Origin of the sequence: Limnohabitans sp. MMS-10A-192 (assembly GCF_003063335.1) — a bacterium.
Classification (GTDB): domain Bacteria; phylum Pseudomonadota; class Gammaproteobacteria; order Burkholderiales; family Burkholderiaceae_C; genus Limnohabitans_A.
In genome coordinates this window covers 1-15,249 of sequence record NZ_NERX01000006.1, presented here as the reverse complement: position 1 = coordinate 15,249, position 15,249 = coordinate 1, and the positions used below count along the sequence as shown (strand labels likewise).

Here is a 15,249-nt window from a genome sequence, read left to right as displayed (position 1 = left end):
TTCTTCTGACTTCAGGATTTCACGAAGCGCCTTCAACATCAAGCTCAATATGGAGGTTGAGCGATGCGTGTCACAGTCATAGGTTCTGGTTATGTGGGTTTGGTGACAGGCGCCTGCCTGTCCGACTTGGGTTTCAAGGTGGTGTGCCTTGACAAAGACGAAGAAAAAATCAGGGCTTTGCAAGAAGGCGGCGTACCCATCTATGAGCCAGGCCTCAAAGAATTGTTGGCCCGTAACCGTGCCGATGGCCGAATCCGTTTCACCACCGATGCCAACGATGCCATCGAACATGGCGACATTCTGTTCATTGCTGTAGGCACCCCCGCCACGGAGGATGGTTCGGCCGATTTGGGTCACGTCTTGTCGGTTGCCTCCATGATTGGGCGCAACCTAAAAGGTTTCAAACTGGTGGTCAACAAATCCACCGTGCCCGTCGGCACCGCAGACCGCGTGCGAGCTGCCATCACGCACGAGCTGGCGCACCGTGGCATGCCCACGCATGTGTTCGACGTGATCTCCAACCCCGAGTTCCTCAAAGAAGGCGCGGCCATTGATGACTTCATGCGCCCAGACCGCATCGTGGTGGGCATCGACGAAGGCATTCACCATGCCAAGAGCCAGCGCATGATGGGTGACTTGTACGCCAGCTTCAACCGCCACCATTCACGCACGGTCTGGATGGATGTGCGCAGCGCAGAGCTCACCAAATATGCAGCCAACGCCATGTTGGCCACGCGCATCTCTTTCATGAACGAAATTGCCAATTTGGCCGACAAACTGGGCGCTGATGTTGACCACATCCGCCGTGGCATCGGCGCCGACAACCGCATTGGCTATAGCTTCTTGTATGCAGGTTGTGGTTATGGTGGCAGCTGCTTCCCGAAAGACACCCAAGCCCTGGTCAGCACGGCGCAGGCACATGGCATGGGCATGGATGTGGTCCGCGCGACCGAGGTGGTCAATGAGCGCCAAAAGACATTGCTGGTGGATCGCCTGGTTCAGCGCCTGGGCGCCGATCTGACAGGCCGCAAAATCGCAGTCTGGGGTCTGGCCTTCAAACCCAACACCGATGACATGCGCGAAGCGCCCAGTCGCATCGTGATTGCGCAGCTGCTTGAGCGTGGTGCGCAGGTTTCGGCGTATGACCCTGTGGCTGAACATGAAGCCATGAAAGCATTGCAGTCCGATTTGCTTGGCCGTGAAGAATGGCTGTCTCGCCTGGAAATGGTCAAACACGACATGGATGCACTCGAGGGTGCCGACGCCTTGCTGATCCTCACCGAGTGGAAGAACTTCCACAACCCGGACTTCGAGGCCATGAAAGCCAGCATGCGCCACGCCAACATCTTCGACGGACGCAACTTGTACAACCCCGACGCCTTGCAAGAATTGGGCATCGCCTACCAAGGCGTGGGCCGACGCAACGCCCTAGCCATCGCATCGGTGACTGAGCCAGCGTGACACCTGGCGGCAACACCCGCGTGGGCCAAGGGGCGCGTGAGGCTATGCCCAAAGGCTTTTATTTTCTGATCGGTGCTCAATTTGCTTCAGGACTGGCCGACAACGCGCTGCTGATCCTGGGCATCTTCATCTTGACAGAGCAAGGCTATGCCCCCTGGTGGGCACCCTTTTTGAAGTTCTCGCTCAACCTGTCTTATGTCTTGCTGGCCTCTGTGGTGGGCTCTTTGTCAGACGCCTTGCCCAAGGGCCGTGTTATGGCCCGGATGAACGCCCTCAAAGTGGCCGGATTGGTCTTGATGCTGACAGGTCTGCATCCCGTGTTGGCGTTTGCTGTGATTGGCCTGGCAGCATCGGTCTATGCCCCTGCCAAATACGGCTTGGTCACCGAAACGGTACCGCCATCTTTGCTGGTGCGAGCCAACGCCTGGCTCGAAGTGTCTGTGGTGATGTCTGTGGTGTTGGGCATTGCGCTGGGCGGAGCCTTGGTGGGCTGGTCGCAAGCGGTGGGGGGCCGCACACCCGTGCACCAAATTTTGTCCGGCGTGTTCATGCGCACCGACACCTGGAATGCGTGCGCCGTGGTCGGGGCCATTTACCTTGCAGCCAGCATCCTCAATGCCCGGCTCAAGCACCTGAGTGTGGGGCAGGTGATGGTGCCGTTGCGCTGGCAAGCGCTGCACTGGCGGCACTTTTGGAAAGACAATCTCATCTTGTGGGAAGACCGCTTGGGCGGCATCTCTTTGTATGTGACTACCTTGTATTGGGGAGTGGGCGCGGTCATGCAGTTTGCCGTGCTGGCTTGGGCGCAAGAATCATTGGGCCTGCCTCTGCAGCAAGGGGCTTATTTGCAAGCCCTCGTGGCGGTGGGTGTAGTCTTGGGGGCCTGGCTGGCGGGGCGGATTTTCAAACTCCATTCAGCCAAACAAGCGTTGCCCTGGGGACTGAGCCTGGTCATCTTGTTGCCCACCCTGGCCATGACCACGCACATCGCGCTGGCCATCCCTTTGTTGCTGTGCGCAGGGGCGGCCGGTGGCATGCTGCTGGTGCCCATGAACGCCTTGCTGCAACACCGTGGCCGTCAAGTCTTGAGTTCAGGGCGTTCCATTGCTGTGCAAGGCTTCAATGAAAATCTGAGCGTGTTGGTGCTGTTGGGTGCCTACTCTGCCATGCTGGCCCTGCAAGTGTCCTTGCTCAGCATCATGTTCTTGCTGGCGCTCATGCTCTTGCTGGGCATGTGGCCCATGTGCCGCATCCTCTGGCGCAAACGCTCAATTAATGCGTAGGAGCCGCGCCCAGCGCGCGATGGGTTGTGGTGCGCCAGTAATCGCGCACGGGGTGCTGCTGCTACAAAGCCAGGTGCTCCTCTCAGAATAGATGTCCCGTAGGAGCCGGGCCCTGCGCGCGCTGGGTTGTGGTGCGCCAGTAATCACGCACGGGGTGCTGCTCCTACAAAGCCAGGTGCTGCTCTCAGAATAGATGTCCCGTAGGAGCCGCGCCCTGCGCGCGCTGGGTTGTGGTGCGCCAGCAATCGCGCACAGGGTGCTGCTCACACACTCAGCTGTCCCCAAGCTCAGCTCGTCCAGGCATCTAGCGTATTGGTGAATTCATCAATTTGTCACCATGAGTGATCAAAATTCCACCTATTGTCAAATTTTCATAATTTGAAGCGCTGTTTTTTGGCGCGACTGAATCCATTTCAAACAGCGTTCAAGTATGTCCATCCACAAGCTCGTTGGTTTTCTCGCATTGATCGGTGCTTGCCTGCTGACCGGTTGCGGCGGTGGTGGCGGTGCATCAGACACACCGACTGCATCCACCAGAGACGGTTATGTGTACATGGCCGGCGGCTTCGTCGAGGGCTTGACCTACAAAACTGAAACCCAATCAGGCATCACAGGCCCGCGCGGTCAGTTCAAATACCAAACGGGTGAGACGGTGATTTTCAAAGTGGGTAATCAAACATTGACGCCCTACAAAATAAAGTTGAATGCGCCGTGGCCCTTGAAACACTTTGAAATCCTGAACACGCGAAACCCCAATGCCACCGTGATCCAAAACCTCAGTGCCCTGTTGCACATGCTTGACGAGGATGGTGATATTTCCAATGGCATCAAGCTCAGCGCAGGTAAATTGGCTGTGGCCAATCGCGTCAGTGATGACCTGCAGGCTGAAACCTATCTCGGTGCCTTGGGGGCAGAAGCCGCGCAAGCACAAATTGCTTTTCCAAATTTGGGCACGGTGCTGGCGCTGTCAACCGCAAAGATGAAAGTGGACAACGTGTCCGTTGCACCCTATGCATTTGGTTCGGCCAGCTTCAATGAATTCAATTCTGTTGTCACGCTTTCCGCCGCGGGCAGTGCCGATGCCAACTCCGACACCCTGACGTACAGCTGGACCATAGACTCACGCCCAAAAACCAGCAACGCCGTCATTGTTAACCCCGCTAGCAGTTCACCCACCTTGGTCGTGGATGCATTTGACGAGCCTTTCATCTTTCGTTTAACCGTCAGTGACTCTGTTGATCCAACGAAAGCGCTGACTTCCGTCACCCAAGTCACAGCCACAGTCGCACGCAACCCGATTGCCGGCATTTACACCCAGACGGTGGATGCCAATACCCGGCAATTGGTGGTGATCACAGACACCAGCGAAATTTGGGGCTATGCGTTGTCCAACTCGGCCAATCGCGCCCGCAGGTTCTCAGGCCCCATCGCGCGTTCAAGCGACAGCTTGCCTCTCTTCACGGCAGCACCAGTGACCTACCAAACTACACAGCTGTGTACAAACGCTTGTGCTGACCGCATCGATCTAACGGCCAATTTCTCATCGCCACGAAGCATTGCCATTACCAATGATTGGGCGAACAGCTTCTTGTTTGACACAGTGGGATCAATTCAACTGGCTGCTGCAAATATCTCAGACAAAGCCATGCTTATCTCCAACTTTGCAGGCACCTACCGTGAAAAAGATTCAGCGCCTGACAGCAAGGACTGGAAGATCACGGCCAAAGGCGAATTCAACTTATATAAGAACCTGAACAACAAAGCCACCTTGTGTGCCATCGGGCAAATCGGTATGGACAAAGATGGGCAAGTGCTCAACCGTCAAGGATTTGTCACGCGACATGCCATACCTGTCAGTATCGAGTTCAAAGACGAGTGCGATGAAAATTTCGATGCGGGTACGACCTCTTCGGGTTACTTCTTCCCTGACCCGACTTTGGGCAATGCCGGATTCAGCTTCTTGGGTAAAAACGCATCAGGCTCGCGCATGTTCCTGCGCCACTTCATCAAGCAATAAGCGCTGTTCATACTGAATGGGCCATGCCCCATCGCGCACGGGGTGCTGCTCCCACGAAGTCAGGTGCTGCGCCCATAAGAGATGACCCGTAGGAGCCGCGCCCTGCGCGCGATGGTGTTTGTGATGCGCCGGTAATCGCGCACGGGGTGCTGCTCCCACAAAGCCAGGTGCTGCTCCTAAAGAGTGAGTGCGATTGGACTGTCATGCATGTGTCATGGGAAAGTCGTACCTGCGTCACGTGACGTATTTAGCATTTCTATCAATTGTGTGCGCTCGCACATCACTTTTGACACCCACATTGATTGAATGCCGAAATGACCACCTTTGATAAATCCTCAAACGCAGACAAGTCTTTCAAACAGGTGGCCAATGGCCTGCACGCTGTGCCTGAAAAATCGCCGCCCGCACCGGCTGCGCGCACAGCAATAACCGATGTGGAAATCCCTGCTCTCAAAGCCAGAAGCCTGCGGGAAAAGACGCAAGACGAAGAGCAAGAACAATTCGAAGCCGATGCTGCGGCTGTTCTGGACAGCACCGCCATGGCTTGGGCGCCAACAGCGCAATCGTCCGATGTAATCTTGGCACAAGCTGGTGCAGCCGACGGCGCACGCACAGCCAGCGACGCAGCGGGCGCCAACAGCGGCATGAAAAACATCGACTGGGGCGTTGCTTCCAACCCTTCGCCCGCCGCATCAGGCCTTGCCAGCATGTGGTCCGGCGCAGCGTTGTTGGGGGGGCTTTTGGTCGCTGGTTTGGGCGGCGGGGGGGGGAGCAAAAGCGATACCAAAGCGCCAGCTGAGACTGCCTTGAAATTAACCGTCCAAGACGGACTGATTGCCGGCGCCAAGGTCTATCGCGATGTGAAAGACGATCAGCACTTGGTGGGCACGACTGACGCCAATGGTCAATTGGTCTTGAGCAAAGCCTTGACCGGATCTGGCGTTCTGATTGCCGTGGGCGGCACCAACATCGACACGGGTCTGGCCAACACACTGGATCTGAAAATTTCATTCAGTGCAGGCGTCAGCGCATCCACTGTCATGACCCCCGTCACCACGTTGGTCACAGCACTGCTGGACAGCGGGGTTGCCAGCATTGCCGCAGCCGAAACGGCCGTCAAGCAATTGCTGGGTTTATCCATGCAACTGAACCTGAGCACTTACGATCCGATGGATGCCGCCAATGCAGGCAGCGCCGACGCGCTGGCCCTGCGCAAAGCCGGTGCCCAAATCGTGCAGTTGGCCACCCAATTGCCCAACGCGGATCAGTTTTTTACCGCGCTGGCCAAAGAAGTCAAAACTGCTGACAGCTGGGGCGCCATGGTGCAGGACGAAGGATTTGTGAGCACCCTCTTGGCCGACCAATTGTCTCAACTGTCTGATGAGCAACGTGCCGAGTTGACCGCCAGCATCGTGCAAGATTTGACGGCGCTGGGTGCTGTCAAAACAGCAGGCAGCTTGAGCGCTGTGCAGCTGAACGCAGCGCAACTCACCGTGGATCTGTACCAAGACACTGGTACGGACCGCGCGACCCAAACTGACCACATCACCACCAATGCCCAGTTGGCCATTCGCGGCTACAACACGGGCGCAGGCTACGACAGCATCGAAATTTCCTTGGATCTGGGCAAGACCTGGAAGACTTTTGAACAAGCCCAATTCACCCCAAATGGCAGTGTGCAAGACATCACTGTCATGGTCCGTCAGGCGGGTTTGACAGCCACTCAGAGCGATCCATTGACCTTTACCTGGGTCAGCCAAGCTGCGCAAGCACCACAGCTGAGTTTGATCGATGACACCGGCACATCGGGCAGCGATGGCATCACCAGCAACTCGCAAATCACACTGGGGCAGGTGAGCAATCCGGCCATTGTGGTGGGCAACCAAACATTCCAGGCTCAGCTCGAGTACAGCCTCAATGGCGATGACTTCCTGCCCATCCCGGAGGGTGGCCTTTTCAACGGCTTGCAAGGCGTCCTGCCCGACGGTCACTACGACCTACAAGTTCGCGCTTATTACCCCGGCCTGGCGCTGGAGTCCAATCCAGCCCGACTGAGCTTCACGCTCGACACCGAAGCCATGGTGCCCCAAGGCTATGCCATCACTGCGGTTGAGGGTTCATTCCAAGATCCTGACAGCACAGACCGCGTTTTCAGCGCACAGGGTGCCAGCAGCGTGCTGTTCACACTGAACCAAGCGCCCGAGGCGGGCGCTACCGTGACATTGACCATCGGACAGCATAGCTTCGATGTCCTCCCGGACGCCAATGGCATCTGGCAAGCCAGCATCCCTGTCGAAGACCTGCAGCCAGGTACACAGACTCTGAGCATTCACATCGTTGATGCTGCGGGTAACACGGCCAGCGCAGACATGCCTGCGTTCATTTTTGACAACGAGGCCTACGCTTATGTGGTGGGCCAAGATGCAGACGGCTTCGAGATCGTGGCGGCACCCGACCAAATTGCCACCTTGGCACTTGAGAGCGATAGCTTCCTGCAGGACAACGTGACCAACGTCACTTTGCCTGTATTTGAAGGCACGGCAGAGGCGGATGCCGTGATCACCCTGAGCATCGACGGCAACACCATCGGCACAGGCCGGGCCAACGAAGCAGGCGCCTGGCGCATAGCGGCCACAGCAGTGCTTGAAGAAGGTGAATACATCCCTGTGGTGACGGTCACTGACGTGGCAGGTAATGTGAGCGATGAATTTGAAGGCGCAGCTTTCACCATCGTCACCACCAAGCCGGAAAGCAGCGACGTCATGCTGACAGATGTGGACCCCAGTTCTGATGAAGAGCTTTTGGCCCTGATCGAAGAAGTGGGTTTGGATATTTCTGCTTTGACGGCCCCATACACCGATTCGGCTGCTGTCTCGGCTGCAGGCATCACATTCGAGCTCACCAGTTTGGACACGGGTTCAGACAACGCCGATGGCATCACCATGTTCCCTCTGCCGCGCATCAACGGCACGGTCAGTGGTTCTGGTGACCTCCTTGTGTTTGTCTCACTGCGCGATATCAGCACGGATGTCGAACCCACAGAGCTTGTGAAATTTGCCCCCATCACTGCGGTGGACGGTGAATGGTCGGTGCAGGTGACGCAGCCTTTGGGCGCTGAGGGTGAAAGCCACACCTATGTCCCTTACATCACCGTCATGGACGGCGCGGGCAACATCACCCGCACCACCGGCGCACCCATCGTCATCGACCGCCAGGCGCCCGAAGAGGCCACGGCCGAACTGGTGCACGACGAAGACAACGACACCGGCATTGACGCAACCGACGGCCTCACGGCCAATTTTCAGCCCATGCTGCAAGGCACTGCAGAAGCCGGTGCCACCGTGGTGATCGATGTGATGGCCGATGGGACTTTGGTTTACACAGCCACGGTTGAGAGTGATGGCACTTGGACGGTTCAAGTCGAAGACGATTTGCCGGAAGGCGAGTGGACACCGCAGATCACTGTGATTGACCTGGCGGGTAATGTCAGCGCGCCGATCGATGCTGAAGTGTCATTCACGGTCGATGCAACCCCTCCTGATGCACCGGCATTCAACGCGTTTGGCGACACCGAGGGCAACGGCGCAGTCACCTTGGATGATGCAATAGTGACGAAGAACAACGCGCCGACGCTGTCGGGCACGGCCGAAGAGGGCTCATTTGTGACGGTGACGGTGGGTGACTGGGTGAGCGAGCCGATCGAGGCGGTGGGAGGCGAGTGGTCGATCACGGTGGACGAGTTGGCCGATGGGGAATACACGCCCGAGGTGGTGGCGGTGGACGCGGCTGGCAACGAAAGCGAAGCGGTGCTGGGCGAGACGTTCAAGGTCTTGACCTTGCCACCTGATGTGGGCAACTTGAGCGTAGGCCTCAAGCACGACAGCGCCAGCGACACGGGCTTGGATGCCGAAGACAACATCACCAACAGCGCTGAGCTGCAGATCGAGGGCACTGCGCCTGAAGGCATGCGCGTGGTGGTGGAGCTGGACGGTACGGTGTACGGTCTGGACGAAGAAATCATTGCAGACGCTGATGGCAACTGGTCGGTGACGATCACCGATTTGCCCGAGGGTGAGTACACCCCGGTGGCGCGTTTGGTGGACGTGGTGGGCAACGAGAGCGAGAACGTGGAGGGCACGCCCTTCACGGTGGACTTGACGCCGCCAGAGGACGTGACGGCCAATCTGACGCACGACGAAGCCAACGACACGGGCACGGATGCCGAGGACAACATCACCAACAACGTGGCGCCCATGATCAGCGGCACGGCCGAGGCTGGTGCGTTGGTGACGGTGACGGTGGGTGACTGGATGACCGACGAGCCGGTGCAAGTGGGCGAAGACGGCACATGGTCTGTGACGGTGGGCGTGGACCTGGAAGACGGTGAATATGCGCCTGTAGTGACGGTGGCAGATGTGGCGGGCAACTTGCTGGAAGAATTTGAAGGTGAGACCTTCACCGTTAAAACGACGATCGAAGCGCCAGCGATGAACGCGTTTGGCGACACCGAGGGCAACGATACGGGCGCCTTGACGGACGACTTTGTGACGTCGAACAACGCGCCGACGCTGTCGGGCACGGCCGAAGAGGGCTCATTTGTGACGGTGACGGTGGGTGACTGGGTGAGCGAGCCGATCGAGGCGGTGGGAGGCGAGTGGTCGATCACGGTGGACGAGTTGGCCGATGGGGAATACACGCCCGAGGTGGTGGCGGTGGACGCGGCTGGCAACGAAAGCGAAGCGGTGACAGGTGAGACCTTCACGGTGGACACCGAAATGAGCGAAGAGCCCACTTTGGCTGAGTTTTCGGACATTGATGGCAACGAAACGGGCGTCAGCTTGACCGACCGCATCACCAACAACGTGGCCCCCGTGTTCGAAGGCCAAGCCGAAGCATTGGCATGGGTCACACTGGTCATCCAGCAACAAGATGACAACAGTGACTGGACTGTGGTGCAAGAGATGGACCCGATCCAAGCCGACGACACAGGGTATTGGACCGCATCGCTCAACGAAGATTTGCTGGACGGAACCTACAGGGCCGTCGTCAAAGCGGCCGATATGGCAGGCAACGAAAGTGCGGAAGTTCAAGGTCCAAGCTTCACGGTGGACACCCTTGCGCCTGTTTTGCCCCAGCAATTGACGCCGCACATTGTGTCCATCAACACATCCATGAACTACCAGCCAACTGCTGGTGCGGGTGTGCATGTCGTTTCGATGGAAGACGCCACAGGCACCTTGCCTGAGGGCTTGACCATTGACGATGCCAGCTACCAACTGACAGGCTTGACTGAGGTTGCCGGATTCACTTGGCTCAGCGCCATCATGGCGGATGAGGCGGGCAACGAATCTGCCTTGCCGGTGTATCAGCCCTTGATTTTTGTGAGCGACATTCGACCCACTACGCAAACCATCAACCACACCAGCGCGGCTGCTGCCAAGCTTTACCAAGGCACAAACGGTGACGATGTGGGCTTCTCCTTGTTCAAGGCGCCAGGCGATGTCTTGCTGACCAAAGAAGGCGATGACCTGGTGACGGTGTCCAGTGCCGATGGCCTGGGCTTTGCCTATGTGGACGGTGGTGCTGGTGTTGACACCATGAAATTCACGGTGGCTGACATCGCCATGGACTTTTCGCAGTTCAACAACTCTGGCACAGGCCAGTTGTTGAAAGATTTCGAAATTTTCCAGTTCACAGGCAGGGATGCCAGCGTGAGCATCAGTGCCCAAGACATATTTGGTTTGTCCAGTCAGGTTTTTGGAGCCAACTTTGTTTACAACCTGCGCATCGACGGTGCCAGTGGCAACCAATCGGCCAGCCTCACGGACCTGGAGGCGCGGACCAAAATTGTGACCGACCGTGACGGCTACGAAGAAGAAGTGAACGAAACCTTTGATGCGACCGGCAGTCAAAGCAACTCTGGCAAGTACCACAAGTACTCCGGTTTCTTCACGGATGAACTGGAGGTTGACCGCTTGGTCACACTGCTCATCGACAAGAGCTTTGTGGTCTAAGCGCTGCAGCAATGTTGGGACAACTTGCCCGTCGTTGCCTGCTGATGCTGGTCTTGGTCCCCATGGGGGCCCAGGCCCAAGTCAGCAGCGACCCCTTGATGGAGTACGGCGGCATCGTCAGCCGCCAGGTCATCACCAGCATGGGCCAGTTGTTTCACTCTAAATTTGTCGAACTTTGGAATACCAAAGAAGGATTCGACAAATTTAATATTCTTGTCAAAGAACGACCGTACGCTCGTGGGGGATCAGAGATCTTGGTGATCTCTGACGATGCGGTTTTGTTTCGCCGAGGCTTGCCCCGCGATTGGCGCACGCTCTTGGGCATGAGTGCCGAAGCTGTGGACATTGCTTTCGCCCGCGCCTCTGAAATTGAAGTGGACCGATTGCTTTTCAAAGACCCTGATCTGGCCCAATCGGGCTGGTGATCGCCAAGACCTGCACAAAAAGTTCAATATGAAAAAAATACTTTCTTGCCACTGGCGCCTGACATGGCTCACCTTGACGCTGTTGTCCTTGAGTGCCACAGCGTCTGAGCTTCGCTACTACCCGGTCAACCCGACTTTCGGTGGCAATCCGCTCAACTCGACGGGCTTGCAAGCCAACGCCAGTGCACAAAATGATTACAAAGCGCCTGTGGTTGCACCCCAAACGGCCTTGCAAAAATTCACGACAAACATTGAAAACGCCATCATCAGCAAGCTGCAAACTGCTGCGATCAATGGCTTGTTTGACGCCAAGGGCAACTTCAACCCCGAGATGGGCACCAACATCAAGGCAGGCAATTTTCAGATCCAAATCACCACCGACCCGGCCACGGGTGGGCTGACCTTGGTGACCACCGATGTCACCAGCGGGCAATCCACCTCCATCAACATAAACGCCCTCGGGGGCCTGCAATGAAGCGCCAAACGAGTCCAAACACGTCGCGTGCATGGACGCGTCTGGCCACAGCCAGCCTGGTTTTGTTGACAGGGTGCAGTCAAATCCCTTTGACGCCGCCCAGCGTGGTGCCCCCTGCCGCAACCCGAGCCGATGCGGTCCTGACGCCTGGCAACCGCATCACGCGTGAACTGGTTCGCCTGCCTGACCCCAAATACCGCATCCCGGTTGGCGTGTATGCCTTTCGCGACATGTCCGGCCAGTTCAAACCGCAGCCTGACAGCAACTTGTCCAACGCTGTGACCCAGGGCGCAGGTGCCTTGCTGGTCAAAGCCTTGCTCGATTCCAACTGGTTTATTCCCATTGAACGCGAAGGTCTGCAAAACCTCTTGACCGAGCGTCGCATTGCCCGCGCCATCGAATCGCCGGGCGATCAAAACCGCAGTCAAATCAATTACCCGCAACTGGTACCAGCCTGGTTCATCATAGAAGGCGGCATCACTGGTTACGAGCAAAACGTGCGCACCGGTGGCGAAGGCGCCAACTTGCTGGGCGTTGGAGCCGACATCAAATACCAAATTGACCAGGTCACGGTCAACCTGCGAAGTGTGGACGTGCGATCAGGCCAAGTCATCAACAGTGTGTTGGTCACCAAAACCATTTACTCTCATTCGCTCAATGGCAGCATTTACCGCTATGTGGCTTATAAGCAGTTGTTGCAAGCCGAAGGCGGCTTCAGCTCCAACGAGCCCAGCCAATTGGCCGTCAAAGAGGCCATCGAGAGTGCGGTGATCCACCTGATTGTGCAAGGCGCACGCGACAAAGCCTGGTACTTGCGCAACGAATTTGACTGGTCGCACCCCACGGTACAGGCTTATTTGCGCGAAGCCGATGGTGTTTTGATCGGCAATGAAGGTTCGCCCATCCAGTCTTCGCGTCCAGGCAATGTGATGATCTTGCCGACACCACAGCCCCAATCGGCGCGCCCTGCACCTGCACCTGCGGCCAGCACACGGCCAGCAGCTTCTGCCGGTGCACCCGCTGTTGCAACGCCACGCACATCAGCTGCTCCAGCTCCAACGGTGGAGCCCATCAAAGAAGTCAGCGAAGTCAAGAAAGCGCCAGAGACTAAAAAGCCAGCGTCGCCAGCCAAAGCCGAATCACCCAAGCGCCCTGAAAGCGCAGACAAACCTTTGGCCCCCGCCAGCTTGCCGCCCCTGCTGCCTAATAACTTAGAGCCCGTGGAGACACCGTCTTTGCCGCCCATGCCGCCTGCCAGCGAAGAGGGTGACAAGCTCATGTCCAACCCCATGCCTCTGAACGTGAGCCAGGCAGCAGGTTCAGCCACCAAAAGCAAAACCTCTTTGCGCTGAGTTTTGTGGCAATCGACGCTTGATCCATAGTCCAAGCGGACTGTTTGTTTTTGGTGGTTTTGTCAAAACCGACTTTCACAATCCAACTTGACCTCGCCAATGGAAGTTCCATTGTCAACCGGTGGGGGCAATAACCCAATTTTTCATTCTCTTCAAGGATTTAACATGAACTTCAAGAAAATCGCCCTCGTTGTGGCCATGGCTTCTTCTTTTGCCGCTCACGCTGAGCTGGTAATGACGGATTTCCAAGATACCGCTTTCTTTGCAGATGGTGCTCAAGCCGCCGTTTACGAAGACTTCTTGGCTGCCGCACCAGAAGGCAACATTGCCTATGTTTTTCAAACCAACGGCGAAGCCGAAGCAGGCAGCGTGGCATTTGTCTCGCAAACTGACGGTGGCAACTACGCCGCTGTGGTTCAGTCGGGCATGGGTGCATTGGCATTCGTGAAGCAAGTCGGTGGTGCCGCCGTCAACCGTGCGATGGTTTTCCAAAATGAAACTGGCGATGTGGCACGTACAACCACCTTGTCGGATGCATCCTCGGTGGATACTTTGGCTGCCACAGAATTGGCTACCAAAACCCTTTCCGTTGATGGTAATGCTGCATTGATCTCTCAAGTTGCAGGCGAAGAAGAAAACAGCGCCTTCATCTACCAGAGCGGCACAGCCAACTTCGCTGCCATTTCACAAACCAACAACGGCGTTGCCAACCAGGCCTACATCACCCAAGTGGGTGCTGGTAGCCTTGCTTTCATCTCTCAAAAGTAATTTGGGTTGATCCCAGGCCAGCTTTGATTCACATGGCTGGCTTGGGTGATTTGCTTGAAAATTCCTTAGGGCACCTATGAAGAAGCTAATTTTTGGATTGCTCACCCTTCTTGCGGTGGGGAGCAGCATGGCTTTAGATTTGGACTTGAGCGATAACCCAGACATTGCGTCTGGTGCTTTTGATCTGGATACGCAATACAACGGTGTCAGCTCATTTGGCAATGGCAATGTCGCTGGAATTTATCAGGTCAACAACGACGATGCTGATTTGGTCAACAAAGCTGAGATCCAGCAAGTTGATGGCTTGAACAACTTGGCCATGATCTGGCAAAGTGGTTTCAGCAACGAGGCACACATTTTCCAGACAGAAGGTGAAAACAACGTTGCCAGACTTTTGCAAATCGGCTCTGGTCACTATGCTCACCTCACTCAAAGTGGTGGTATCGACAACATCATGACGGTGACAATGCTGGGTGAGTCTGCGATTATCAATGCGACTCAATTAGATGCTGTTTCGAACGTGTTGAGTGTTGTGTTGAATTCTGGCTCGAATTTGAACATTACCCAAAGTGGTGAAGGCAACACCTTCTCTACCGTCATGGCGCCTAACACCAGCATGGTGGTGAGACAGACAGGACAGTGATGCTCAAACTAATCCAAGTTTGTATTTCAGCGACCCTTTGCGGGGTCGCTTTTTCTTTGGCGCAAGCCCAAACTGTTTCGTCACCTTCACCTGTCAGCTTTCAAGCTGGCTTGCAAGCTGCGCAGTCAGGCGATGCGCTGCAGGCGCTGCGGCATTTCCAGGTGCTGGCGGCGCAGGGTCATGACGCGGCCCAGTACAACCTGGGGCTGATGTATTTGAATGGTTTGGGTGTGCCTGTGAGTGCCGTGCAAGCGCGGTATTGGTTGGGGCAAGCGGCGGGGCAGGGATATGTTAAGGCTCAGGTGGTGTTGGAGAAGTTGCCATAAGGTCGGCGTCTTCGCGCGCTGGGCGCGGCTCCTACAAGCGAGATATCGTGCGCGGGGGGGGCGCCACCCACCTGATGCGGTTTTTAGTAGTTAATTGTTTTTTGTGGGTTTTGTCATTTAGTTTTCGCATCAAAGGTGCAAGATTGTCAAAAACCGGGCTGACAAAGTGTTGCGCAATAGCGCGTATGTCCTCCCTTTTTCAACCCCACCGCCCGCGTAGATGACCTCAACTCAATCAGCTCGTTATGCCCTTTTTACAGGTCAGTACAGAGTGGCCTTTGTCCTGCTGCTGCTCGCCCCATTCAGCGCCCTGTCGGCCGACTTCACCCTCAAACAACTGCTCGAAATCGGTGCCGATCGGCACCCCAGCGTCTTGCAAGCCCGCAGCCAAGCCCAAGCGGCGGGTTTTGATGTCGAATCGGCCCAGTGGGGGCGCTTTCCCACCGTCAGCACCCAACTGCGCTCGGACACCAACCTCAACCAAA

The 15,249-nt window shown here is 56.5% G+C and carries 10 protein-coding genes and 1 pseudogene; all 11 read left to right on the top strand.

Features of this window, described 5'->3' with window-relative positions:
• Window positions 1-63 precede the first annotated feature (63 nt).
• Window positions 64-1,461, top strand: coding sequence for a UDP-glucose/GDP-mannose dehydrogenase family protein (locus B9Z43_RS12580; protein ID WP_108326177.1), 1,398 nt, complete (start codon window positions 64-66; stop codon window positions 1,459-1,461).
• The gene (gene lplT, locus B9Z43_RS12575; protein ID WP_108326174.1) at window positions 1,458-2,744 is read left to right on the top strand and encodes a lysophospholipid transporter LplT; all 1,287 of its coding nucleotides are present in this window, start codon (window positions 1,458-1,460) and stop codon (window positions 2,742-2,744) included. The genes B9Z43_RS12580 and lplT overlap by 4 nt, the downstream gene beginning before the upstream one ends.
• Window positions 2,745-3,396: 652 nt before the next feature.
• Window positions 3,397-4,761, top strand: a complete 1,365-nt coding sequence (locus B9Z43_RS12570; protein WP_146186076.1) for a hypothetical protein — start codon at window positions 3,397-3,399, stop codon at window positions 4,759-4,761.
• Window positions 4,762-5,075: 314 nt separating this feature from the next.
• The gene (locus B9Z43_RS12565) at window positions 5,076-10,775 is read left to right on the top strand and encodes an Ig-like domain-containing protein (protein ID WP_146183888.1); all 5,700 of its coding nucleotides are present in this window, start codon (window positions 5,076-5,078) and stop codon (window positions 10,773-10,775) included.
• An 11-nt stretch (window positions 10,776-10,786) separates the two neighbouring features.
• Entirely contained in the window at window positions 10,787-11,200 is a 414-nt protein-coding gene (locus B9Z43_RS12560; RefSeq protein WP_108326165.1) for a CsgE family curli-type amyloid fiber assembly protein, read from the top strand.
• Window positions 11,201-11,228: 28 nt separating this feature from the next.
• Window positions 11,229-11,675: a curli assembly protein CsgF gene (locus tag B9Z43_RS12555; RefSeq protein WP_108326162.1), complete on the top strand. Its 447-nt coding sequence runs from the start codon at window positions 11,229-11,231 to the stop codon at window positions 11,673-11,675.
• Window positions 11,672-13,027: a CsgG/HfaB family protein gene (locus B9Z43_RS12550; RefSeq protein WP_108326160.1), complete on the top strand. Its 1,356-nt coding sequence runs from the start codon at window positions 11,672-11,674 to the stop codon at window positions 13,025-13,027. Before B9Z43_RS12555 ends, B9Z43_RS12550 begins: the two co-directional genes overlap by 4 nt.
• 165 nt (window positions 13,028-13,192) lie before the next feature.
• Window positions 13,193-13,795 (top strand): hypothetical protein, encoded by a 603-nt coding sequence (locus tag B9Z43_RS12545; RefSeq protein ID WP_158270115.1) that lies wholly within the window; start codon window positions 13,193-13,195, stop codon window positions 13,793-13,795.
• A 127-nt stretch (window positions 13,796-13,922) separates the two neighbouring features.
• Window positions 13,923-14,438 (top strand): hypothetical protein, encoded by a 516-nt coding sequence (locus B9Z43_RS12540; protein ID WP_158270114.1) that lies wholly within the window; start codon window positions 13,923-13,925, stop codon window positions 14,436-14,438.
• 110 nt (window positions 14,439-14,548) lie between these two features.
• Entirely contained in the window at window positions 14,549-14,764 is a 216-nt protein-coding gene (locus B9Z43_RS12535; RefSeq protein ID WP_158270113.1) for a tetratricopeptide repeat protein, read from the top strand.
• Window positions 14,765-15,035: 271 nt separating this feature from the next.
• Window positions 15,036-15,249 (top strand): annotated as a pseudogene (locus tag B9Z43_RS12530) (hypothetical protein); the annotation flags it as partial.